At 49.3% G+C, this 22,609-nt stretch carries 13 protein-coding genes; 1 reads left to right on the top strand and 12 read right to left on the bottom strand.

Annotation, left to right across the window (positions count from 1 at the left end):
• Nucleotides 1-156: 156 nt before the first annotated feature.
• From queF to VRK_RS19135, 3 genes are read right to left on the bottom strand one after another with little or no spacing between them, the layout of a single operon-like run.
• The gene (gene queF / locus VRK_RS19125; protein WP_059123092.1) at nt 157-978 is read right to left on the bottom strand and encodes an NADPH-dependent 7-cyano-7-deazaguanine reductase QueF; all 822 of its coding nucleotides are present in this window, start codon (nt 976-978) and stop codon (nt 157-159) included.
• Between the two features lie 22 nt (nt 979-1,000).
• The gene (locus tag VRK_RS19130) at nt 1,001-1,855 is read right to left on the bottom strand and encodes a queuosine precursor transporter (protein WP_059123093.1); all 855 of its coding nucleotides are present in this window, start codon (nt 1,853-1,855) and stop codon (nt 1,001-1,003) included.
• Nucleotides 1,845-2,447, bottom strand: a complete 603-nt coding sequence (locus VRK_RS19135; RefSeq protein ID WP_197413191.1) for a helix-turn-helix domain-containing protein — start codon at nt 2,445-2,447, stop codon at nt 1,845-1,847. Before VRK_RS19135 ends, VRK_RS19130 begins: the two co-directional genes overlap by 11 nt.
• Nucleotides 2,448-2,732: 285 nt before the next feature.
• Between VRK_RS19135 and VRK_RS19140 the strand changes: the two genes are divergently transcribed.
• A complete protein-coding gene (locus VRK_RS19140) occupies nt 2,733-2,942 on the top strand; it encodes a hypothetical protein (protein ID WP_157372035.1) in 210 nt (69 codons plus the stop codon).
• A gap of 248 nt (nt 2,943-3,190) precedes the next feature.
• Here VRK_RS19140 and VRK_RS19145 read toward each other — a convergent pair whose 3' ends face one another.
• The 9 genes from VRK_RS19145 to VRK_RS19190 form a co-directional block, all read right to left on the bottom strand.
• Nucleotides 3,191-4,366 (bottom strand): MIX and LysM peptidoglycan-binding domain-containing protein, encoded by a 1,176-nt coding sequence (locus tag VRK_RS19145; RefSeq protein WP_059123096.1) that lies wholly within the window; start codon nt 4,364-4,366, stop codon nt 3,191-3,193.
• Between the two features lie 597 nt (nt 4,367-4,963).
• Entirely contained in the window at nt 4,964-6,805 is a 1,842-nt protein-coding gene (locus tag VRK_RS20770; protein WP_082671478.1) for an eCIS core domain-containing protein, read from the bottom strand.
• 12 nt (nt 6,806-6,817) lie between these two features.
• Entirely contained in the window at nt 6,818-8,179 is a 1,362-nt protein-coding gene (locus VRK_RS19160; RefSeq protein ID WP_059123098.1) for an ATP-binding protein, read from the bottom strand.
• A 126-nt stretch (nt 8,180-8,305) separates the two neighbouring features.
• On the bottom strand, nt 8,306-9,430 hold the full coding sequence (locus VRK_RS19165) for a hypothetical protein (protein ID WP_059123099.1): 1,125 nt from the start codon (nt 9,428-9,430) through the stop codon (nt 8,306-8,308).
• A 22-nt stretch (nt 9,431-9,452) separates the two neighbouring features.
• Nucleotides 9,453-11,216 carry a hypothetical protein gene (locus tag VRK_RS19170; RefSeq protein WP_059123100.1) on the bottom strand — a complete coding sequence of 588 codons (1,764 nt, stop codon included), beginning with the start codon at nt 11,214-11,216 and terminating at the stop codon, nt 9,453-9,455.
• Between the two features lie 69 nt (nt 11,217-11,285).
• Nucleotides 11,286-15,218, bottom strand: coding sequence for a contractile injection system tape measure protein (locus VRK_RS19175; protein ID WP_059123101.1), 3,933 nt, complete (start codon nt 15,216-15,218; stop codon nt 11,286-11,288).
• Entirely contained in the window at nt 15,205-18,273 is a 3,069-nt protein-coding gene (locus VRK_RS19180) for a hypothetical protein (RefSeq protein ID WP_059123102.1), read from the bottom strand. The genes VRK_RS19175 and VRK_RS19180 overlap by 14 nt, the downstream gene beginning before the upstream one ends.
• Nucleotides 18,273-22,187 carry a baseplate J/gp47 family protein gene (locus tag VRK_RS19185; RefSeq protein WP_059123103.1) on the bottom strand — a complete coding sequence of 1,305 codons (3,915 nt, stop codon included), beginning with the start codon at nt 22,185-22,187 and terminating at the stop codon, nt 18,273-18,275. The genes VRK_RS19180 and VRK_RS19185 overlap by 1 nt, the downstream gene beginning before the upstream one ends.
• A complete protein-coding gene (locus VRK_RS19190; protein WP_059123104.1) occupies nt 22,171-22,608 on the bottom strand; it encodes a GPW/gp25 family protein in 438 nt (145 codons plus the stop codon). Before VRK_RS19190 ends, VRK_RS19185 begins: the two co-directional genes overlap by 17 nt.
• Between the last annotated feature and the right edge of the window lies 1 nt (nt 22,609).

Raw genomic sequence — 22,609 nt, forward strand, 5'->3', positions numbered from 1 at the left:
TACCTATTTCACACTGCTCGGAGCTGCAACCAGTTATTGTGAAATTGATTTCATTTTAATAATTGCGGTGCATGATTGAAACAAAAGCATCTTGGAGACACAAAAAAAGGCCTCCCTATCAGAGGGAGGCCTTTCTATAGCAAGAGATTAGATATTTTACTGGCGGTATTCTCGTCCGACCAGCATGATTTCTTCGAAATCACTCCGGAATGGATTGATATCCAGACCACCCCGACGGGTATAACGTGCAAGTACCGTCAGTTTCTCCGGTTTGCAGCAACGTTTGATATCGGCAAAGATACGTTCAACGCACTGCTCGTGAAATTCATTATGTTCCCGGAAGGAGATGATGTATCGCAACAGAGTTTCGCGATCAATCTCAGCACCTTGATAATGGATATAGACACTGCCCCAGTCCGGCTGGTTGGTCACCAGACAGTTCGATTTCAGCAGATGCGAGCAAAGCTTTTCTTCAACAATGTTTGCTGAGGACGCACCTAACAAGCGATCTTCATCGTACGCATAACTGTCAATTTCAATATCCAGATCATCAATGCAGGTAAAAGATTTATCCGCACGTATTTCTAATGTTTCATCAACAGGAATCAATTTCACCTGAACATCACCACCCGATGTGGCACTCAAATCCTGAATCAGCGTTTCGACCAGTGCTTGTTCTGATACAAATGAGGTCTGATTGAGACTGTTCAGGTACAACTTAAAAGATTTAGACTCAATCAAATTCGGGCTGGTACACGGAATCATAAATTCTGCCGCCGCGACCACCGGTTTGCCTTTAGGATTCAGCCAAGACAGTTCATAACCGGTCCATAAGTCATACCCGGAGAAAGCTGCACTATCACATGCCGTGATATTGCTGCGACCACGAGCCCGGGGAATCGGATCAAGCAGTTGGGGGGTGTAGGTCGATATATAATCCGTTTTCTTACCAAGATTTTTAGAATAAGTTGTATCCATAATGATCCACTAACGTTGTCGTTTATCGATTGATATATTTATTGAATAGCGCCCTTGCACCGTATATCGGACCAACACCGACAATCGCATAGATGCTTTTCACAACCACTTGGCAAATGAACATGCTCCATAAAACCGTCGGACTGAGGATATGGCTGAATGCCAGATAGATGAAAATCGCACTATCGATTAACGACGCAAAGAAGGTACTGAAAAAGACCCGCACGACCAATCGTCTGCCATTGGTCAGTTGTTTGATTTTCTGCAACAAATACGCATTGACGTTTTCCGATACAAAGTAAGCAATCATTGAAGCCAGAAAAACCGAGTTAATACTATGAATAATCGATTGATAGCTCTCATTCACCACTTCCCAGTCACTGATTGTCGGTGCGTAACCAGAGAGATTGAGCATCAACAGCAGAAAAGCATTGGTCACGGTTGACAGCAGAATTGCGGCCCGGGCCATACGTAGCCCATAAAATTCATTGAGGATATCGACCAGAATAAAAGAGATTGGATATAAGAAAATCGCAAAAGGGACTATAAAACCAGAGTTGGCAATCTCAATCGGCTTCACACCTGTGACGTTTGACAAGATAAAGACAGCTGAAAGTATCGTGGCAATGACGGCAAATGTAATCCAGTACGATTCTTTACGATCTTTGATATCGTAAGCCCCCTGAAACCCTTCAGCACTGTATAGCTTGCGACAAATTTCTTTAGTCTCTATCGGGCTCAGATCTTCTGCCACCGTACTGTTAAATATTTCATTGAGTGGGATTGACAACTGTTTGCCTGTCGCCAGCACCATGACATTAGCCACATGTTCCGGATGGCGACTGAACCCAATTAATTTATACTTTCTATTCTGCATGTAACCGCTCCTCCCTGATACACCCAACCAATATCTCGCCATTTCTGAGTACATAACTCTCAGATTCAATTTTTAAAGAATTTCTGGATGTTAAAATAATAAGATCATCAATATCATTACGCTTAAACCGTTCAATCACCAGTAATGCACCAACCTGATATCGATGGGTAAATGGGGTTGTAATATTCAAACCGATCATATTGGATTCATCCGAGAAATAATATGTTGTCGGATGAACAACAATTAATTCACCAATATATTTATCTAATGAAGCTATTAACTCTTTCTCATTAAGAATAGGGATACACAACGGATTTTTATTGCCGTCCGGAGAAATCAGTTGATTTCGGTACTCAATCGCTTCCAGATTACTCTCTTCGATTACCCGACATGTTGTACCAAAGAAATTTGCAATTTTCTCAACCGTTTGAGTCTGAATCCGATCTACTTTACCATCCAGAATATTGTAAATGGTTGTTCTGGTTATTCCTGTGCGTTCAGAAAAAGATTTCTTACTTTCATTACGACTTTTAATCGCATAAGAAATATTATTTTTAATATTATCTATTTTTTCTTGTTTACTTAATTTCATGTACCGCCCAACCATACGTCGCATCATAGATATCAATAAATCGATACCTATTCAAAGCGAAACAAATTGCGTGATCTAGATCAACATTAGATAACCAAATATTGAACAATTTTGGTCATATTCTGTAAAATAACTAAAAGCCTTCGTTTTTAATATGATAAACAGCAAATTTCCAACTATTGATTAATTTTTAAATTTATGATCAGTAGTCTTTAAAATCAATAAATATTAATAGTAAATTATTAATTACATAATTATCAATGATACGGTGGTTAGGGTAATATTATGGGCACAATGTCAGAATTAAAAGAAAATGAAAGCGGCGTGGATGATGTATTATTCTGGTGCCACGTTGTTAGCCAGTGCAGCGTTCCGACGTCAGGAGAACTTTCTCCGGCTGAAAGAGATGCACTACACCGAGCCATTATGGCACTCCATACAACCACAACACTCTATACCAACAGTGTGACGGAAACAGCCGTGTCTGAAATGTGAGTGATGCAGAACGATATGGAAGCGTTATTGATGACGCTTCCTGAACAGGATTGTTGTCGAGTTTAATCATCCTCATGATGCACGACAATCTCTATCGATAAAACCACTTGATCACCTTCACGTCGTCGCTTTCTCTCACATCAGCATGACTTCTCAGCATTACCTTGCCACATTCTTCTCAGCGGCTACCAATCGTTCTTTTGTACAGAGTAATCTTGGCCCGGCAGCGTGAATGTACCTCGAGCAAACTAACCGAGACGGTTGAGACGAACAACCGGAATATCTTTTCTGACTAAAGTACGGCTATTAATTGCTCTCATCGTTGTACCGGCAAGGTAGGCGTCCTGATGAGCATAGTAGCTGTTCAGCGGATGGTTATAGGTCTGGGGGACTCTGGGAGGCTGGCCAATTAGGGGGGCTTGCCGGGAATTGTTCTTTTGAGACTGAATCGTCAGCACATCGCCAATTTTCAACGCCATCGGATTCGCATGATACTGAGGATTCAAATCCAAGAGCTTTTTGGCAGACAAGCCATAACGCACCGCGATCTCCAGCCAGCTTTCCCGATGGTTGGTCCCGGGAATACGCTGCACGGTATGTAGTGTATCCGCTGTATGTTTTTGCTCATCCTGAACAGGTTGCTCCAACGGCCGCAGGACGACCGGCTCACGCGTGATCTCCAGTAACGCCTGAAGATCCAATCTGACCGCATGTTTGTCCAGCCATGTTTCATTCAAAGCATCAAGCTGTGCCCTTGTGATCGGTTTCTTCAGGTACAACAGATGCTGATTATGCACATCCCGACAGCCAATCTTCCAGAACACCAGCAACGCATCATGCGCACAAGGACAACCTCTCGCCTGATTGAGTTTTTCATGCCGTGAAAGCGTGGCATAAAAACTCCCCGAACCGCCCGGCATCAGATGGTACTCCTGCACAAGCCGCGCCTGATGAAAATGGTAAATATATCCTTCGGTTGGCAGCCCCAGATGGTCACCAACCTGAATCGCCGGCTGCACCGGAATAAATGCCTCTCGCACAAAACCGGAGCCAATCGGCTTGACCTGAATTGGATGCGGAACACTGATCCCCAAAGGACTGAGGTCATTAAAAGCCATAATCCGTTTGGGATCGTTATAAGCGGTATAGTAGGTATAACGGGTGCCATATTCCGTCGAATATTGGTTCTGCGGACTGGTTGTCAGCTCAACCTCCTGCCCTTTCAAGGCAAACCCATAGCGAATCATCGCGCGACGCGATTCATCCGAACAAGCGATTTCCAAATGATATTCGAATCTGACATTCGGGATCTGATCCGGACGTTCGGGAAGCGTCGGAGCTGCGCTGTAAGAAGAAGTTGAAAAAGAAGACTGAAGATGATTCGATTCTGCGAGGATATCGGCATTGATTTTTGATTGAATCATACGGGTTCACTGACGTTTATTATTGATGAGTACTGTACTGTTTTTAACCAACGCGAATGAAACGCTACAAGGTGCTTATTCTACACAAAAACCAATGGATGTGTATGCAATGCTCAGTTGCAATTGTAAAACATTGAACCAATGTAGCGATTCTGGGCGCTTTCTATTAAACGCATCAATAATAACGTCAAAACCATTGATAAAGTCAAGCCAAAGCAAAATAACAACAACCGTATGTAAAGAGGTTATCGGTTCAGGACATCTCATGCCCCGAACCGGAAAACAACATCATTTGAACAGGTGAAGGAGGTCGGCTCATTATCGCATGCGCAATCGTCTGAAAATTCGCCTGTTATATTTCAAACAACCCATCGCGAAATTTCGCACCTCCAGTAGCGACTCATTTGGCAATCGCATAGCGGATTCGATAACCATCCAGATCCGAGACAGTAAATGCCGTTGCAAAATCCATATCAGCCGGAGCCTGAATCAGCGGAATATCTTTATTCAGATAGTGCTGATACGTTTGCCGGAATGTATGCTATCCGTCAACAAACAGACTTCAGATAGTCGGGCCACATTTTTACTTCACGATAACTAAGTCGTCATACCATCTAAAAAACTCGGGAATGCTGTGGTAATCCTTGTCTGTGCCGTCTGCAGCTTACTGACATTTGATACATCGACCGTTACCTCAATGTCATGATATTCAATCCTGATCTCGCTACTCCTTCTATCACCTAAGACAGTAAAGTTCACTCCCCAGAGAGGAATCTGTGTTTGCTGGATATTATTTGTCACGTTTCCTCGCCATCTTTCAAGATTATTTGCAGCATAGCCAATCACCCCACTCAAATTAGCTCTTACTGCGTCATCTCCAATGGCGTTCTGTAATTGCCTTCCGATTGTATTTCTCACTAACCCGGAAACCCACTCTTTGGGTAACGCCTTCTGCTGACCCTGAGCTGTAATAAAATCTTTTCTGGCTCCTCCATGGAGTATCCCTAAAATCAATCTCTTCTGATTGTCATTTCTAGGTTTGATCCATTTAGAGCGGTCATTAACAGGCCCTGCTCCCGCATCTCTATTTCTATGACCAATATCAATGAGAAGGTCTTTGATTCGTGCCTGATTTCCTCCCTGTTCAGCTTGCGTTTGATTTGCGACTCTCAATTGCTGCTCAACTTGCTGGAGATATCTGACATGTCCCCTATCCCGAAAATAGGCAGCGTCCGAGTCAAATTCATCCAGATCAGCACCACCCGGTTCAGCTCGCTGTTGTGCACCATAAAAAAGATTCCCACCAGACCATTCAAAAAATGAATTCATTAATGCTTCCCAAAATTCATTTTGCCCGACATCGCCCGGACCATGTCCATTTTTTACACCGTCATAGGCGATTTTAAATCCATCAATCGTTGTATTGATGTAATTTCCCTGCTGTATGGTGATATTTCCATTAATCTGAGAAATGGGTTGGGTCGTCCACGCTGCATCAAAATACTGATGATGCCGATCTATCGTATTATCTCTTGGATCAACATTTGGATCAGGATTGAAGAATCGAAGATGTTGAAAAGTTGTCGCAAGCTGCCTGACCGTTAGTTGATTTAATGAGGGAAGGTAAGACCTTCTCACTTCATATTGATCCTGTTGCCCCAGATGATTCAATCCTTTTAACAAGTGTGTATGCGCAATAATATGATGAACTTGCCCATTTTGTAATTCGTAAGGATCCGCTGAGCGATTCTCTCCGTTCGGATGTACTGCCGGAAGCCATGGGGGTAACTGAGGTGCATGTTGCCCTTCCCCCTGTTGTTGTCCACCGCCATTATTTCGCCCTTGCCACCACTGCCGGAGCAACAATGCTGCTCCGGTAAGCACAGTACCACCAATCGCTACAGCACCTAGCAAGTGTGCTGGCGAAAATTCAACTCGTTGTATGGGGTCACTGCTTGTTTCAATAGGCTTCCTGATCAGATTTCGTGGTGTTTGGGAATAAAGCTGCATCGCGCGATTTCCCATCTCATCAGCTTCTTTCTCTAACCCCTGATCATCATTGATATTCACCCCGGATTTCATTTGCATCGTCGGTTTGACCCGCCCCTGCTTTTGCTGCACCACATGCCATGCTTCATGGGGTAAATGTTTCTCCTGCCCCGGTGCCAGGTGAATATCCGAACCCTGCGCATAAGCGTGCGCATTGAGTTGCGCCGGTTTGGCCGAGTTGTAATGAACGTTGACATCATCCATTGCATGACCAGAGAGACTCTCAACACCAGATTTCAACTGATCCGGCAGGCCGGTATGGTTCGGTTGCTGCTGAATGACAGGCGTTTTAGTTCGCCGGTTATCTTCCAGTGTTGTCCGGCGTGTTTGCCGCTGCGCGGCCCGTTGCCGGAACAGCGTCGGTTTGGATTTCAGTTCTGCGTGCGCCATACAGCCTCCTGCTCAGTTGAGCTTGATGGTTTTATTATCTTTGAGGAATTCCTGCCGGATGCTATTGAGCAATTCATCCCGCTGGACGACCCTTGCTCCGCGACGAATCGCTTGTAGCGCACACTGGCGAAGAATGTTGACGATCTGCCCGCCGGTGACTTCAAACTCCGTAGCAATCTGCTGCAACTGAATCTCCGGACTGAGCTCACAGACATTGTCAAAAGCATTGCGCCATAGCTGTAAGCGCTCATCCGGGCCGGGAATCGCAAACTGGATCATGCTTTGAAAACGGCGGGTAAAGGCTTCATCCATATTGGCTTTGAGATTGGTTGCCAGAATCACCGTCCCGGGAAAATCTTCAATACGCTGCAACAGATAACCCGTTTGCTGATTGGCGTGGCGATCATTCGATGAGGTCGCCTCGGTGCGCTTACCGAACAGCGCATCCGCTTCATCAAAGAACAGAATCCAGTCTTTATAGCTGGCGGCATCAAAGACTTTGGCGAGATTCTTCTCGGTTTCACCGATATATTTGGAAACCACCATCGACAGATCGACCCGATAAACCGCTCTTCCGGTTGATTGACCCAACAATGCTGCCGTCAGCGTTTTTCCGGTTCCGGGCGGGCCGGAGAAGACGGCGCGAAACCCCGGTTTGACCTTCTGATCGAGATGCCACTCATGCATCAGCGTGGCACCATAGGCCAGCCATGCACGAATCTCTTCAACCTGATTCATCACCCGATAATCCAGCACTAAGTCTTTCCATTGCAGTGGTGTTTCCAGAATATGAGCCGGGAAACTCATACTCAGCTCCGGACGAATCTGTTCTCCGGTAATCAGGTAGTTCAGCCACGATTCACTGGCTTTAAACACCCCGGCCCAGTCAGGCAAAGCCGGGTCGGCAGGGAGCAGTTCGGTGACCTGTTCGGCCATCAATCGGTGATGCGGTGAAAGAATGTACATCACTTCCAGCCGCCACTGCGGATCATTGGCTGTCACTAAAAAATTCAGCGTCTGACCGGTCGGGATAAAGCCACCGAATGCTTTGTCTGTGATGCCACCAAACTCACTGAATCCCCGATCAATCAGCTGGTTCATCCCAAACAGAATATCCAGCACTTCCGGGCGGATCGCCGGTGCCAGCGCTAAATCAAGCGCCAGACGCTCAAAAGTGTTCAGCTCCCATTCCAGAACCAGATTGGCAAACAGGCTATCATTGAGTTCAAGCGATGGCGGCGGAATTTCTAACCAGTGATTTTCATGCCCCTCCTGTTTGAGATAACTACAGATCACTTGATTGATAACCATGGAAAGCCACTCCATCTCCAGATAGAGTGTATTTAAGTTACGTTCCGGCGGGATAATCATCATCCCCTCCTTCGTTGTCGAGACGCTGTAATAGAGACCCGTCGTGACCATCACCGTCACGATAGCCCCCTGAATACACCAGCCTCAGCCAGTCATATTCAGGGACAGCGGCATCCCGTCTCAACCTCGTTATGCGGCAAAAGCGGCTGCTTTGGCGGCATTCAACCCAGCTTGCAGTGAGTTGAGTTTGGTCGTTGCCCGCGCCAGTTCAGCCTGCGCATATTCCAACTGAGTATCAGCCATATTACTGGCCTCGAGTGCTTGTTGATAATCACTGACTGCCTGATGATAGGCCTTCTGAATCAGGGTCAGTAACGCGGTATCCTGCTGACTTTGAATAATGGTTTTGAGCTGGGCAATTTTCATCTCAGACTGTATGGAAATATTGGTCAGCACGGTTTTGATTTGCTGATACGCTTTTTTGGCCTGCACTACATCCGCGCGAGATTTCACCAGATTTTGCTGCACTTCGGCAGCAGCTTCATCATCTTTGGCATCTTCAAGTTGCGCCGTCAGACTGGCGTGATTCTCTTCCACATCGAGCATATGGCTAAGTCGGGATTGTGTCTGTTGCTGCACATTCTGTAGTTGAGTCATCAATGTTTCTACACTTTGTAATGCTGTTGACGCACGCTCAAACAACGTATGACTCTGAGCCTGATCGACATCACCACCGGTCAGCAGTGCTTCAAGATGGACGGACTGTTGCAGTTCAAGATCTGAAACCGAATAGGATTCACTGGCAGAAGAAACCGTCGCATAACAACTCTGCAAAGCTGTCAGTGTCGTTGCGATTGCCTGATTTGCATCGGTTGTTGCCTGCCCGAGCGTACTGACCAGCTCATCGGGAATCGCCTTATTCACGGCTTTTTGTCGGTTGACGAAATCAGTCAGTTTTTCAATAACATCCACAGAAAAAATAAGCTGATTGATCAGATTAGCAACATTCTGAGAAGTGCTGGTGACCCCCTCTTTTGTCGTCTTGGTCTGATGATTGACGATCTGAGAATACTGTTTCAGTTCTGCAACCTGAGAGACCACCAGTTTCACCTGATTGAACTGACTCAACGCGGTATTCTTCTTCGCTTCAGCATCTGTAAGTAGCTGAGCAAAATGACCCTGTTTATCGGTAAGCGAGTTGACGACAGCATTCATTTCATCAATCTGATATTGCACATTGGCAACCTGACTGGTCAATGACTCAATCTCAAAATTCTTCTGCTCGGCAATACCAACTTTCATTGTTGTTTGCATAAATAATTCTCCAGATTATTGATTATTCCTGCTCATCATCGGATTCGTTTTTTTTAGCGGAACGACGTGCTTTCTTTTCTTCACTGTCATCTTTATCCGTCACTTGTGCTGTCGATGCCGAGGGTTGTAGCTGCCCCAGATAATCTTCACCAGGAATAATCATGACGGGATCAGTATCCAGTGCGGAAAGCGACGACGCATAGTGTCCCTGATCCACACCAGACGCTGGTGTAGTGAGCACGACGGGGATATAGGATGAGCCCGCAATCAGTGGATTACCGAAGTTATCAGTCATGTCATCAGGTACTGCAGCGGCCATCCAGTGGACACGTTTCTCGTTTTTCACCACGCTGGACTCGATATGAGCCAGTTGATAGTTGGCACTGGACACCTGCATTGCAATTGACTGATTAAAATAGAAATTCAGTGCACTGTGCCCGGCTTTCGGTGGCAAAGGTGCGACCATCAGTCCGCCGGTCAACGGTTGGTAGGCGGGTAACAACATGACACGGAACTCTGGTTCATACTTCCCTTTGTTGCCCGTCACCATGAACAGGATTTGCCGGGACTCGTCATCAAAGCTGATTTTTTGCGCAACAGGTAGCGGAGTCAGTAATGTCACCGCCGGAGAAGCACTTGAAAGTACATTACTGTATGAACCGATATATTTCTGATACGTCAAATCCAGTACAGCATACATATACACCAGATAATCGCGTCCCAGTTCCAGAGGTTTTCCGGCAAAATCTAAGCAGGAATCGCCGTATTTGAGGGTAGTCTGATAATGCCCTTGATCGTCTGGCGTCACCTCGGTAAACCGATCTTTCTGATATTCGGCAAAGGTCGATTCAACCTGATCCTGTTTGATGCTGGACTTTTTATCAGCACTGACGACGAAGACAAAATAATGTGGTGCGGGATCCGGTAATGCACTATCGGTCTTACCTAACTGTGCAGCGCATTGCTCCGGCAGTTGAGTGAATGCCGATGTAAATGGCTGGAAACTCACCGTGATCTGCTGATCCCCTTGGGCAACCGCAGTCAGATTAAAGTTCAGAGTGTCATTGCCGTCCTGAACGGTTTCATCGATCGCACTTTCCGCCGACTGTGCATCTTCCAGTGCACCTTCGGCTTGTTTTTCGGTTTGACTGGCGGAGGATAGAGCCTCCTGATCCGCAACTCTGGCAGACGACAGCGATTTGAACTGAGTCTGAGAAACTGCCAGCAGTTTTTCCAGCTCCGACTTAGAACGGGTCGCGCTCGACTCCAGCTCTTTTGCTATAACTTCAGAACTGGAAGACGACGCTTCCATCGCCTTCTGAGATGCATATTCGGCCTGATTGGCGGTTTCCCGGATAAAAGCGTTGGCCTCCAGTGTCTTTTTGTAAATATCTGTACCGTAGCAGGCAGCAGCGGCAACATTCAGAGCACTACCGATATCAGCCGCCAGTTTGGCAACTGCGGTCGCCGCCGTCTGAACATTGGTTGCTGCCGTCGCACTATTGCTCACGGTTGTGGCAACATTGCTCTGAATCAGATGAGTCGATTCAACCAGATTGTTCATCAGATTATCGTTTTTCACCCCTTGTTGATTGATCAACCGGACAGCCTCCAACTGTTCAATGGTGGCTTCCAGATTGTCGTGCGCCGTCAGTTGTGCACCTTGCGCATAATACAAACTGTATTGTGCACTCCGCCGCTGAGATGCCAGCTTTTGTTGCTGGGCATACAAAGCATCAAGAGATGTCCCTACCACTTCTTGCAAGTTTTCCTGATACGAGTTCATAAGTTCACCTTGCCCTTCGTCGGTTAATTGGTGATTCACAATTCACAGTACAAACGACCAACCCGAAGGTTAAGTTGGCCAGGTGACGTAAATCGGTTTCTTCATCCAAGGTAACCTGATGATCGAATAAGACAGCGGCGCTCGTGCAATCAGCATATCGTAAGGCCGTTTTTCAACGATCAAGTCCCAGTGGTCCTGTGATTCCGTCAGGGTGCCGTTCCTGACCAGCCAGTTACCGCGAAAACCGTCAATGGACGTTTTCCCGATTGCTGGCCAATAGTCGATCACCGCCTCAATCAGGCTGTGAACGATGTCTGTTTCCTCCGTTGAAAGAGAGATACGGGTTTCAACCGGTTCAGAGAATGGTAAGCCACATAAAATTTTATTGAGTAACAGGTAAGGCTCTGCGGTTTCCTGAGCACCGGTGGCTAACACTTGTAAGCAGTGGACTGCTCGCCGCTGCATGGCAAAAGTCACGAACTGGTTGTCCCGTGTCAGTTGTAACCGTGCAAAAAATGCCGGAATAAAACTCTGGAGCAGCACCAACCCGGCATTCAATACCATCATAGGAACCGTGTGACATGATGCTTGATGGGGTTCGTCCGAAAGCCCCCATCGGGCAATCTCACTCTGGGGGTCGGGGCGTAAGGTGTCGATTGAGGTTTCACGCTCGTTCGGATCGCGGCTCGGAGCCGATATGTCCTCAGACGATACGATTTGACGCTCGGTCGAATGCCGAAGTATCCGAATGAACGTTTGGATCGACGGAGCCAGGGTATACGTCGTCACAAGCCCCGAACGGGATAACTGTGCTGCCAATAACGCAGGCGCAACCGTTCCGACCTGTAATATTTTACCGAACAGTGCTGCGACCAACGCATCAGGGGTCAGGTTTTGCCAATGCTGACGCAGCCAGCTCTCCAAAACACAGCTCAGTAAGTGCTGCCGCCGCTCAGCAAACGTCATCTGCGGCAAATTCAATTGCAATACCAGTCGTTCCAAGATCTGAATGGTCTCAATCTCGGCCTGAAGCGACAGATGCGAACGACTCATCACATCCAGTAATGACGCCAGCGACAAATGGGCTAATAAGCGATGATGAACCATTGCAAAGCGAGTCATTGGCGTGATCTGCTGCCGGAATGATTCAGGATAGAAGTACAACCAATCCAATAAAGCCTGCCGCCAGTCTACCGGAGACGTCCCATGAGGATTGATCGGGTTATGGTTATGCCCTGACTGCAACCATTGCAGCACCCGGGCACGCCACTGAGGTTGTCGCAGGTATTGCCCATGCTGATCCTGATACCATGCAGAGATATTATCCGGTTGGTGAGATGAGTCAGAACGCTCACGCGCTGAAGATATCGACAACAGCACTTGTTCATCTGCTGCACTGGCAGGTTGCATTATCGACAATGACGAATCATGGCAATGCATGTCAGACACCTCAAATTCAGTGTCATGATGAACCGCATTCAACCGGGAAAGAATCGCGACCCAATCCAGAGCGGCGGAAGCGCCTGCCGTTAGCTGCAACCGAAGGCGCGATGCAAGCATCGACCAACGCACGTTGTGCCGTTGTGCCCAGTGTTGCAACGATGCAGCAACCCAGCCAGACACATCGACAGAAAATCCCGTCACCCGGTGGTGCACATGCCAGTAGGCCCGTAGTTCATTGAGCCAGATTGCCCAACAGCTTCGCGCGAGGCTTTCGGTCAGCCCGGCCGGACTGACATCCCCCATCCCGGACACACAGTGGGCCAGTTCCCGTAACCATTGCTGACGGTCAGTTGTCCTCTGTAAAGCCGTCGGTAGTAATGACGCCAACCACTGCTGCCCTGCTGAAGTCTGCGCAAATCGCATCAGGTATCCGACAGCATCAGGATGTGCTTTGAGGGTTGCCCACACCGGATCCGAAGATGATGTTTGCGATGAAGCGACCGTTGCAGTGGATACCGTTGCATTGGATAAATTGGATGCTTTGGGCCGCCACCGTGCGGCAAAAACCACCATCTCAGCACATGCCGGCACGGTGTCAGTCTTGGCACATAAATGTGCAAGAACTTCATGCCATACCTGAAAATCCTGACCGGTTTCGCGCTGCAATCCCGAGAAGAAACAGGCCTGCCAGCCATACATCTGCGTCGGATATTTCAACGGATTCAATAAGGCTTGGACCATCAGGGCCGTCAGCCAGTGCATCGGATCAGCAGCCGGAATCCGGGGTAAAAACCCTTGAATGTGCCACTGGTGCAGCATAGACAGAAACAGGAAAGCCGATTCCCCTGCTTGCGGAGCCAGTGTCACCAGTAGCGCACGAAGTTCACTCAGGCTCAGATGGCCCCGAGCGGCCAGTGAGTGCACCAAAAATTGGCTGAGAGCCTTGGCCGGACGTTCCTGCCACTGCTGTTGCCGGAACAGGGATTGGAAATGGCTGTGACGCACTTCCGGCCGCAGATGCAGGATAACAATCAGTCTCCGGATAGGATCAATCTCAAACCCGGTTGCATCATCCGTTTGAATGCGGAACCACTCTGTGACGTCTTGCTGACTGAGCGCTGCTCGTTGTAGTTCCTGAAGAATCGCCAGCAGCTCAAAGTGATGGGGTGCCAGTTGCCACTGCACCGACGTATTGACTAACATCGTCAGTAGCAACACATAGTCGAGATGATACTGACGACTCAACCCGACCAGCGTGGTGTGCACCAACTGACGACGATTAAAATAACTGCCACTACTTGCCAGCAGATAATCCAGTAAAATCCGCCAGATCAATAATGGGTCAAGGCGCTGTGCCCGGAGCATTGTTTGGGTATGCCGGACATGCGTCTGAATAAAAAGCTGATCGCCCGGTGCAATGATCGCGACGAGTGTCTGTAACTGATCATGACTCAGTTGCTGTAGTAAAAATAGCCGGACGTCTTCGCGCCGCCCTGCGTCACGAATGATCCGGGCGGTTCGGCTCGCATCCTGCCCGGCCAGGCGAACAAACAGCTCATTGAAGTAAACCGGTCGGATCGCTTGCTGACAGACACGCTCGCGACCATGCAGCATCTGTTGCAGCCGTTGCCACAAATCCGGTTCGGTCAACACAACGGTATTGATCGGCCGCTGCTGCTGTTCCAACATCCCCAGAACCTGTAAAAACTGCGGCCCCATCAGCCCCTGTGACAACATCTGACGCGCAACATCACTGAGACGGTGCACGAGTGTAGAGAAATCCAGCTGCTCATGCTGCGCCATCTGAAATAGTGTCGAGCGGACAAATTGCAGCGTATTAAACAGTGTGCCGCGCTCCACCAGCAGATGGGTGAGAATCCAGTACCAAATATTGGATTTCAGCGTTCGTGAATGCGTACCGCCCAAAGGTTTTTGTTGCTCACTCAAAGCGAGATGATCCGCATAGCGGTGAATGAAATCCGCATGCCACGGCTCTAATATCTGAATGGTGGTGCGGATCCGAGGTTCACCCCACTGCCAGACAATTCTGCGCCGGACTGCCGCCGATGACCCAACCTGACGCAACAGTTCGGCCACGGCCTGTGGTTGCTGCTCAAACAACTGATCAACCATGGTCATCGGATCGCTCAGTCTCTGCCGCCACCATGGGGATGTCCCGTGCACTAAAAACCACCGGAGCTGGGCTAGTGTCGAGACCTGTAAATCGACGATCCGTAAACTTTGGCCGCGGTCTGTATGCGAACCGGAACGATACCGACGAAACAACTGCATCAACGCATCTTCCAGTGCATCTCTGACTCGCTGCGGGAGCTGGCGATCCAAATCCTGTAACGACAGGGTTCCCAGATCCAGCTCCAACCGCTCAATCTGCCAAATCTGGGCCGCCGGACAATAACGTTCAAAACACTGCCCCAGAATACCGGGAAGAACCTGATGACTCCACTGACTCAAAGCATTCTGTAGGGCGACGGCATACTCACGGTCATCAAACTGAGTTTGCCATTGACAGCGGGCAACCATGTGTTCATGCCTGATCATAAGGCACCTCCGGCATCACTGATATTGCCCGTAGCAACGCTGCCTGACTGTCAGATTGGTTCACATTTGCCGGAGCCAATGCATTGCACAGTGACGTATTCGTCTGATGGATCTGGCGGTTATACCATTGACAGTAGCAGGCAATCAGCGTTGACATTTGCCGGTAGCTCCCCTGACGCCACTGTAAACGGACATGTGCAGGCCAGTGAAACTGCACCATCTCGGCAAGAAAAGTCTGAAACTGAGGCTGTTGCATCAGCACCACATAATCGGGAAATGCTAATGTGGCGAGCAACCCTTCCCCCACATCCACTGCAATTGCATCATCAGGACTGGTCTGTTCGTGTTCTTCGGTCGGTTCGTTTTTAGTCAGGGACGGATCGGGTTGTAACAAGGTTTGCTCAATCAGTACGAATCCGCGTCGAACCCGCCCGAGCCAGTCGAGCTGATCAATATACTGCTGCAACTGCACTCGCCCGAAGTGGTGTTCTGTCCACGGTAATCTCAACACTGGCTGAGTACCAATTTGCACGACCAATGCATCCGTTTGTCTGAGAACGGAAATATCACGCAACGTATCCGCCATATTTGCTGCCGCATGTTGCTCAGGGAATCGCTCCCCGACTTGAGGGTCAGCAGCCAGCCAACGGAGAAACTCAGACACCTGTGTCAGCCGGACCAGTGCAGTTGCCAGTGTTTGCAAATGGCGGGCAATGCCCAACAAAATCGCGCATTTGAGTTCGAATACGGAAAAATCGGCATAATCCTGATCGGTTAGTTTCACAAACTGATCCAACGCACCGGCATCTAAAACACCATCTCGCATCAAGGCCTTGTATTGTGTCTGCTCACTTTCAAGCAGCTGTTGATTGCCGTCTTGCAACGGCAGTGACGCTGCGATTGCCTGACAACGCTTCACCACCTGATCATGATGAATCGCCTGATCGGCTTGCCCCTGCTTCACGAGGACTGCCCGTAAATGGGCGATCCGGGCCTGAGCCATCGTGGCAATCAATGTTTTTTGATCGATAAATCCCCGCCGATAAATCCCCCGCAACAGTGGTGCCAATGCATTCGAATAGCGGGATACCATGAGCTGACGATAAGCTTGCGTTTCTAACCGGTAGCGTCCCGGTGTCGTTAACGGCTGAGCTTGTGAGAAGTCTCCCGCCAGATTACGCCGGTAAGAGAGTGCCTGTAGGTTTTGCAACCAGACCCCTTTGATGATGATCCGGGTTCTCAAATGCCCCCCGAACCACTGACAGCCATCAATGATTTCATCATAACGATCAGCCGGTTCACCGTGACGGGCAAGCAAATGGCTCAACATGGCATCGCGACGCTGTTCTGCTTCTTCCGGTGTTTCAGTGCATTGATTGAGCCCGTAGGCATACGTATTGAACGGATCGCGCCGAAAACGTTGCCAGACTAATTTCTCCCGTTGCTTGGGCTCATCCGGGTCATCGGGATAAAAGTATTGGTAGCGATTTTTCCCCTGCAATAATGCTTGAACATCCGGCACGTCATAAAGTGGCTGATAGAAATAACTGCGCACGAATGACTGACTGGGTATCGCCATGCGCTGCGGGTCGGCCCGATTTTGGGTATAACGCTCAATCAAGGTGTTTTCTGCGCTGGCACCGCTGCCAAAACTGAAAGAGAACAGATGGCCGAGATTTGCCAACTGAGAAAACTGATTCGCCATCACCTGATCGAATAGCAGCAGATACCCTTTCAGCTGGCGAGCCTGAGCCACGCGGAAATCCGATATGTCGGACTGCAATGAGTTGGCACCTACACCATAACTGGTCGGAAAGGTGTGTTGGAGCGAATAATAGCTTTCGATATTCCGATAGCGCCCTTGGGGCAAGGGCGGTGCAATATCAACACTGGCATCAACAGGGCTGGCCTGATGTCGTGCATGTAACCGGGTCAGAAAACGGCTCCGCTCCCATTGAGTGGCCACATTCAGTGACACCTGATGACTCTGCATCTGAAAATCATCACTGAGTGAAATGGCAGCAACCTTATCAGCCGCCACGGCAACAGACTGACATGACGGTTCATCACAAAAAGCCAGCCGTGCCACAACCGCGACTCCGGGCACTTCACTGATCCGTGACATCAAATCTATCAGCCGGACTTCTTGTCGTTTTTCACCGAGTCCGCTTACCGGCCATTCCGCTGTCGATTGCTTCTCACAACAGTGCCAGCCATGTTGCAGTAAAGGGCCGTTGAAAATGCTATCGGCTCCGTAACCAGCCTTGGTCAGTTGCTGATATCCCTGTTGTCGGAACGGTGGACTGACATAATCCGCCAAAGCTAAGTCGATCTGCCCGGCTACCTGATGCGGATCAGCATCGGGGGCCAGTAGAATCTGTCCTGAAAGCGCAATCACCTGCGGTTGTAACAATACCGGTAATAAAAAATATTCGCCCAGATTACGATGTCGGTTGAGTAAACGATGCACCGATTGAATCAATGTATCCGCCGCCGTTTTTTCAGTTTGACGATTCGGGGCTGATGAACCTGTTTCACCGGCATGACTTTCTACGCCATGTCGCTCTTCCGTCGCTTTTTCAACTACAACGGACGATTCATGTCTGACATAGACCGCGACCTGATACAAACCTGTCGGTTGGCTGGCAATGGTCAGCGGTGTCAGATAAATATTCTCGACGGCGTCGATTCGGTCCAGAACCAGCTTGCGGTAATCGTCAATCGTGACCGGAGCTGTCGTCAGAATCTCCTCCGCCCGAAAGAACTGCTGTGCATAGTCGATCTGACCATCAGACTGAGTTAACACATCAGCGATGGGGAAACTGTTGACATACCCCAGCTCGGTCAGGGCATAACAGAGCTGTTCCAGAATCGTCACACCCGGATCACTGTCATTGAAATTACTCCAGATATGACCAACCTGTGATTTCAGCTGCCGGATCCCCTCCTGCTTCAAAAAAGTAACATCTTGCTGTGGCGGCAGTGGCCCGGCAGCAATGCTGTTTTCCTGAACCAAATCTCGTAATGCTGACGGCTGTAAACTGGTCTCACTCATCAGTAAGCCTCCGTCAGTCGGTTCTGCGCGACACCGGACGATTGCTGCTCAGGTGAGCCGGCACGGGTGAGCCGGAAGGTATGTTTGAATGACGAAACAAAAATGCGATTCGCAGTTGCAGGCATGAGCCTTTCCGGACCAGTGTTGTCAGTGGTAGTGGTCGCTTCAGTATTCTCTGTATGTGGGTTTTCTGCTGTCTCACTCAACATCAATTGCAGCGCTGGCACCGCAACAATCCCATCAAATGTTGCCAGAAAGCGTGTCACTGCCGTGCGGCTTAAACCGTCACCAAGCCGATATTGCTGCTGTTCCGCTGCAATCCACGGTGACAGATAGAGATTCACCCCTTGATGCAAGGCATTCAACAGATCACTGGCATTGGTGGTTTCGCGGATCACTACCGTTGCAACCACGGACACCGGCTCATACAGGAGGTTTGTCACCCGAACCTGAGTCATCGCGGATGTGCTTTGCATCAACCTTGCAATGATCTGTTGAATTTGGTCGCGCGGCACAACCGGCCGGAATGCATGGGCAATCTGAGCCGACGGATACGACTGGACGACCCCTAAATGAACGCAACCTGAAGCTTTTTCCGGCAGGTGGCGGACATGAAACAGTGACGGGCAGGCCTGCTTGGTCAGTAAGATATAATCCCAGTCAGCAACGGCGCGATCTTTGGTTTTCAGTCGTTGACTTACTCGCTCCCGGAAGACCGGTTCAGACTCTTGCGCCCGGCCGCCGACAGAGGCAAAAGGCTGAACCACGCCGGCCAACGCCGGATTTTTTACTGCCGGTGCATTGATCTTTCCGGCAGCTAAAACCGGTGTTTCTCCCACAGGCAAACTTATCGGCGCTTGCCGGATTACTTCGATGCCCTGAGTATTACAATACACACAGGCGACTCGACGCGCTGAAGCCTGTGTCATCAATAACCAGGCACATCCTTGAGTTATCGGGCCAGCTTTCCCTTGTGTATCACTGGCTGTTTTGCTCTCCGCCTGAGGAAATTGTGGTGGGTTCAAGACCACATTTTGTGGCAAATCGATCTGTACCAGACCGGAGCGGGTCAGTCCGCTGGTTTGATCCAATAAGACCGACAGCGCCTCCCAACCGTTGTCGCTCCAGTAATATAAACTCACTTCACTGCGCGATGGTTCACCAGATTGTGGCTCGCGGCTGAGATCCTGAGCCAATTCAATCAGCAGGTTCACCCGACATGGTCGTATAACCTCAGTCAACTGAATATACAGACTATTAGCCGGACGGCTGACACCGTTGTAGAGCGCCAGCCCCTGAGGTGTTTTCTCTGCATCCGGAACCGGCTGTAATTTCATATGGCGCAGATCAACACTCGGATGTGTCTGCTCGGACTGACACGAAAAATAAGGATACGTTGCCAGTGCCCCGATGTGTAACAACGTCAGCGTTCCATGCCCTTGCTCTTTGTCGGCTGACAGTGTCGGGTCGGTAAAATCGAATGATTGTGCGGCCTGATAACTTAACGTTGCCTGTTGTGCCTTCACGACCCATGGTAAGGGAGGGAGCGGTTGTACTCTGCCCAACGATTTCATCCCGACCAGATGCCCCAGTCCGCGTAAAACTTTCACCACCGGGCCGAGTAACCCAGCGCCGTTCATCAGAATTTTGGCATTTTCTAAACTGATCGCAGCCACCAGTTGCGCATAAATCCCATGACCGAATCCGTCCGCCGGGGCGATCAGGGTCATTCGTAGCTGCGGGTGGCCGGTGAGCGAAGCCTCAAGACATCGTTGCGGTTCGGGAAAAGAGAATTGATAGTGGGTGCCTGAGGCATTCTCTGCAACCATTTTATGTTTATGCATCCCCCACTGCTGCGCAAATAAACCATCGCTTTGCTGCACAATCGGTTGAGGTGAGGGAGGATGACGGTGCCACAAGCGCTGCCACCAATGTCGTTTATGAGTAGGCTGCGCATCGGGCGCTTCATCGTTGGGGACAGCCGAGATCTGCGCTGCGGTCGGTTGCCAGCCATCGGCTGTATAAGTTTGCCATGCGATTCGAAAAGCAGTGTTATGCCAAGTCTGTTTCTCACCGCCCTGATGGTAGAGGAAAGTGTTATACGCTGAAAAATAGACACTGAAATCGGCGGGGATATTCTCCCATGATAATGTCAGATCGAGCTGAGTGAGCGGCTTATCGACAATTTCTGCATCACGGATATAACAGTGACTCCCGGCCTCCGGGATTGCTCCCAGAATCGGCATCGGCTTGCCCGGCACCAACGGACCATTATCACTGAGCAGAGAGAACGAATCACTCTGCGTCACGGAGACCTGAAAATCGAGGGTCAACAAACGGGGAACCGTGCGTAAATCGAGCGACGCCGGGAGCATAATCCGACAATAAGGCAGCACGCTCTCATAACCGCCCGGTGGCTGACTAAAGGCTTCTACCGCCGGCTCTTGCGATTGTAATGTCATCGTCAATCGGAGCTGACGGCTGGTTTCTCCTTGTGCCCACTGAACATCGGAAGCCTGAAACCATCCCTTTTTACCACTGAACCAACTTGTTGCCCCCTGCCATAATTCGGCCTGAACGGGCTGATCGAGTGAGAAAGTCATCGTCAGCACTCGAATACCGCTTCTCAAGGCCAGCATCGGACTCGACAGCACAAATCCCTGTTGAACCGTTTGGGTTTGTTCCCCGCCGAACCAATCACAGGCCAATACTTGTTGGGTGGTACTATCGCGCCGAATTTTACGAGTATCGGGTAGTTGTTCAAGATATTGCTGCCGGCTGACTGATTGCTGTTGGCCGGCTGAATCGTGTTGCTGCATCTCATTTAGCGAAGACACATCGCCGGTCAGACGATAACTGCTGCTGAACAATCGTCCCAACTGTGCCGTATTCACCTCACAGGAACGTATCGATGCAAACAGAATCGGTGTGCTATCGGCATAACGTCCCCCGACGAATTGAGTTCCGGCCGGTAACGTCAGGCTGGTATGTCCCGGTGCCGGCGTCAGACAAAGATAGGCCCGATCGGGCAGCGCTCCTCTTACCTGCTGGTGCAAAATATCCTGATAATAGAATTGCAGATGTTGCTGGCTGTACTGATTCAAGCCCTGTTGGGAATACATCAGTAAGCGGTGGAAGGTCATCAAAAGTGCCGTATCCGGAAAATCACACGGTTGCTCGCATAACTGCTCAAACGCCTGACGGGCTGACGTAATCACTTGCACATAGCAGGAAAAGACCTGTTGATAGAGCTGCTCCAGCAGATCCATCGCTTCGGGCACGGAATCAAACCGTGTATTGACTCCGGCAGACGATTTCCATAACGGTAACCAATGACGAAAAGCTTGTGCAGCCACCGGTGCCACACAGGACTTCATCATGGTTGCCAGATAATTCTGGACTGCAATCCGCTGCGACAATGCCGGTGCCAGTGAATGACGAATTTTCTGTTCGAGAAACTGACGCAGATGATAATCTTTTTTCCCCGCCGTCATCACGGTCATCCAGCCTTCGAGTGACTGAAACATTTTATCCAACACACTCAGCAACTGACTGACCGTATTCCGCACCCGTTCAGGCCAATCGGGCGATGCTGACTCACCAGCCCCTTCCGGTTGCGACATCTGCTGTCTGATCAAACGAAAAGATGGCTGAATGCGGCTGAAACGGGCATCGAGCTGCTGGTAGGACGTTTTACTGATCACTGCCAACAAAATCACCGGGTCTTTGATAACAAGGGCTCGCCAGTTACCAGTTGGTTGATTGTGTTCATCGTAGAACACTATCAGCTCCGCAAGTGAGGCAATAAAGGCCAGCCGATCCCTCAGACTCCGGTCATCAACCAGAATACGATTGGGGTCAAGTCTGGCACTGATATCACGTAACAGTGCATCTGTATCAACGTGGCTCTGCACCGTTCGATCCCACCGTTAAATTGGTTCCTTCGAGTAAGGAAAACGGAAAAACATGATTATGTCGGGTATTGGTTTTGCGGATGGTGTAATCCACCTGAATCACGACCAGTTCATCGACTTCCGCCAGATAGAGCACCTCAACTTGATCGACATGGATTCTCGGCTCGTCGTGGAGCAGTGTTTGCCGGACGGACAGAGCAATTTCATCCTTCAGTGTCGCGTCACGGTTACGAAACAGAAAATGATGCAAATCACTGCCAAAGTCCGGCAGTAAGCTCCGTTCTCCCCGATAAGTCTGTAACACCAGATTAATCGACTGATTAATATTGGCCTCACTCTCATTCATCATCACTTGATGGTTGGCAGAAGAAAACTCAGGAGGAAACTGCCAACCACGACCGAGAAACTGATTATTTTCCATG

The organism is Vibrio sp. MEBiC08052, assembly GCF_001506075.1.
GTDB lineage: Bacteria > Pseudomonadota > Gammaproteobacteria > Enterobacterales > Vibrionaceae > Vibrio.

What these genes read in the sequence shown, in the direction of transcription:
- queF (WP_059123092.1), bottom strand. Translation starts at nt 978, where the DNA reads ATGGATACAACTTATTCTAAAAATCTTGGTAAGAAAACGGATTATATA.
- VRK_RS19130 (WP_059123093.1), bottom strand. Translation starts at nt 1,855, where the DNA reads ATGCAGAATAGAAAGTATAAATTAATTGGGTTCAGTCGCCATCCGGAA.
- VRK_RS19135 (WP_197413191.1), bottom strand. Translation starts at nt 2,447, where the DNA reads ATGAAATTAAGTAAACAAGAAAAAATAGATAATATTAAAAATAATATT.
- VRK_RS19140 (WP_157372035.1), top strand. Translation starts at nt 2,733, where the DNA reads ATGGGCACAATGTCAGAATTAAAAGAAAATGAAAGCGGCGTGGATGAT.
- VRK_RS19145 (WP_059123096.1), bottom strand. Translation starts at nt 4,366, where the DNA reads ATGATTCAATCAAAAATCAATGCCGATATCCTCGCAGAATCGAATCAT.
- VRK_RS20770 (WP_082671478.1), bottom strand. Translation starts at nt 6,805, where the DNA reads ATGGCGCACGCAGAACTGAAATCCAAACCGACGCTGTTCCGGCAACGG.
- VRK_RS19160 (WP_059123098.1), bottom strand. Translation starts at nt 8,179, where the DNA reads ATGATGATTATCCCGCCGGAACGTAACTTAAATACACTCTATCTGGAG.
- VRK_RS19165 (WP_059123099.1), bottom strand. Translation starts at nt 9,430, where the DNA reads ATGCAAACAACAATGAAAGTTGGTATTGCCGAGCAGAAGAATTTTGAG.
- VRK_RS19170 (WP_059123100.1), bottom strand. Translation starts at nt 11,216, where the DNA reads ATGAACTCGTATCAGGAAAACTTGCAAGAAGTGGTAGGGACATCTCTT.
- VRK_RS19175 (WP_059123101.1), bottom strand. Translation starts at nt 15,218, where the DNA reads ATGATCAGGCATGAACACATGGTTGCCCGCTGTCAATGGCAAACTCAG.
- VRK_RS19180 (WP_059123102.1), bottom strand. Translation starts at nt 18,273, where the DNA reads ATGAGTGAGACCAGTTTACAGCCGTCAGCATTACGAGATTTGGTTCAG.
- VRK_RS19190 (WP_059123104.1), bottom strand. Translation starts at nt 22,608, where the DNA reads ATGGAAAATAATCAGTTTCTCGGTCGTGGTTGGCAGTTTCCTCCTGAG.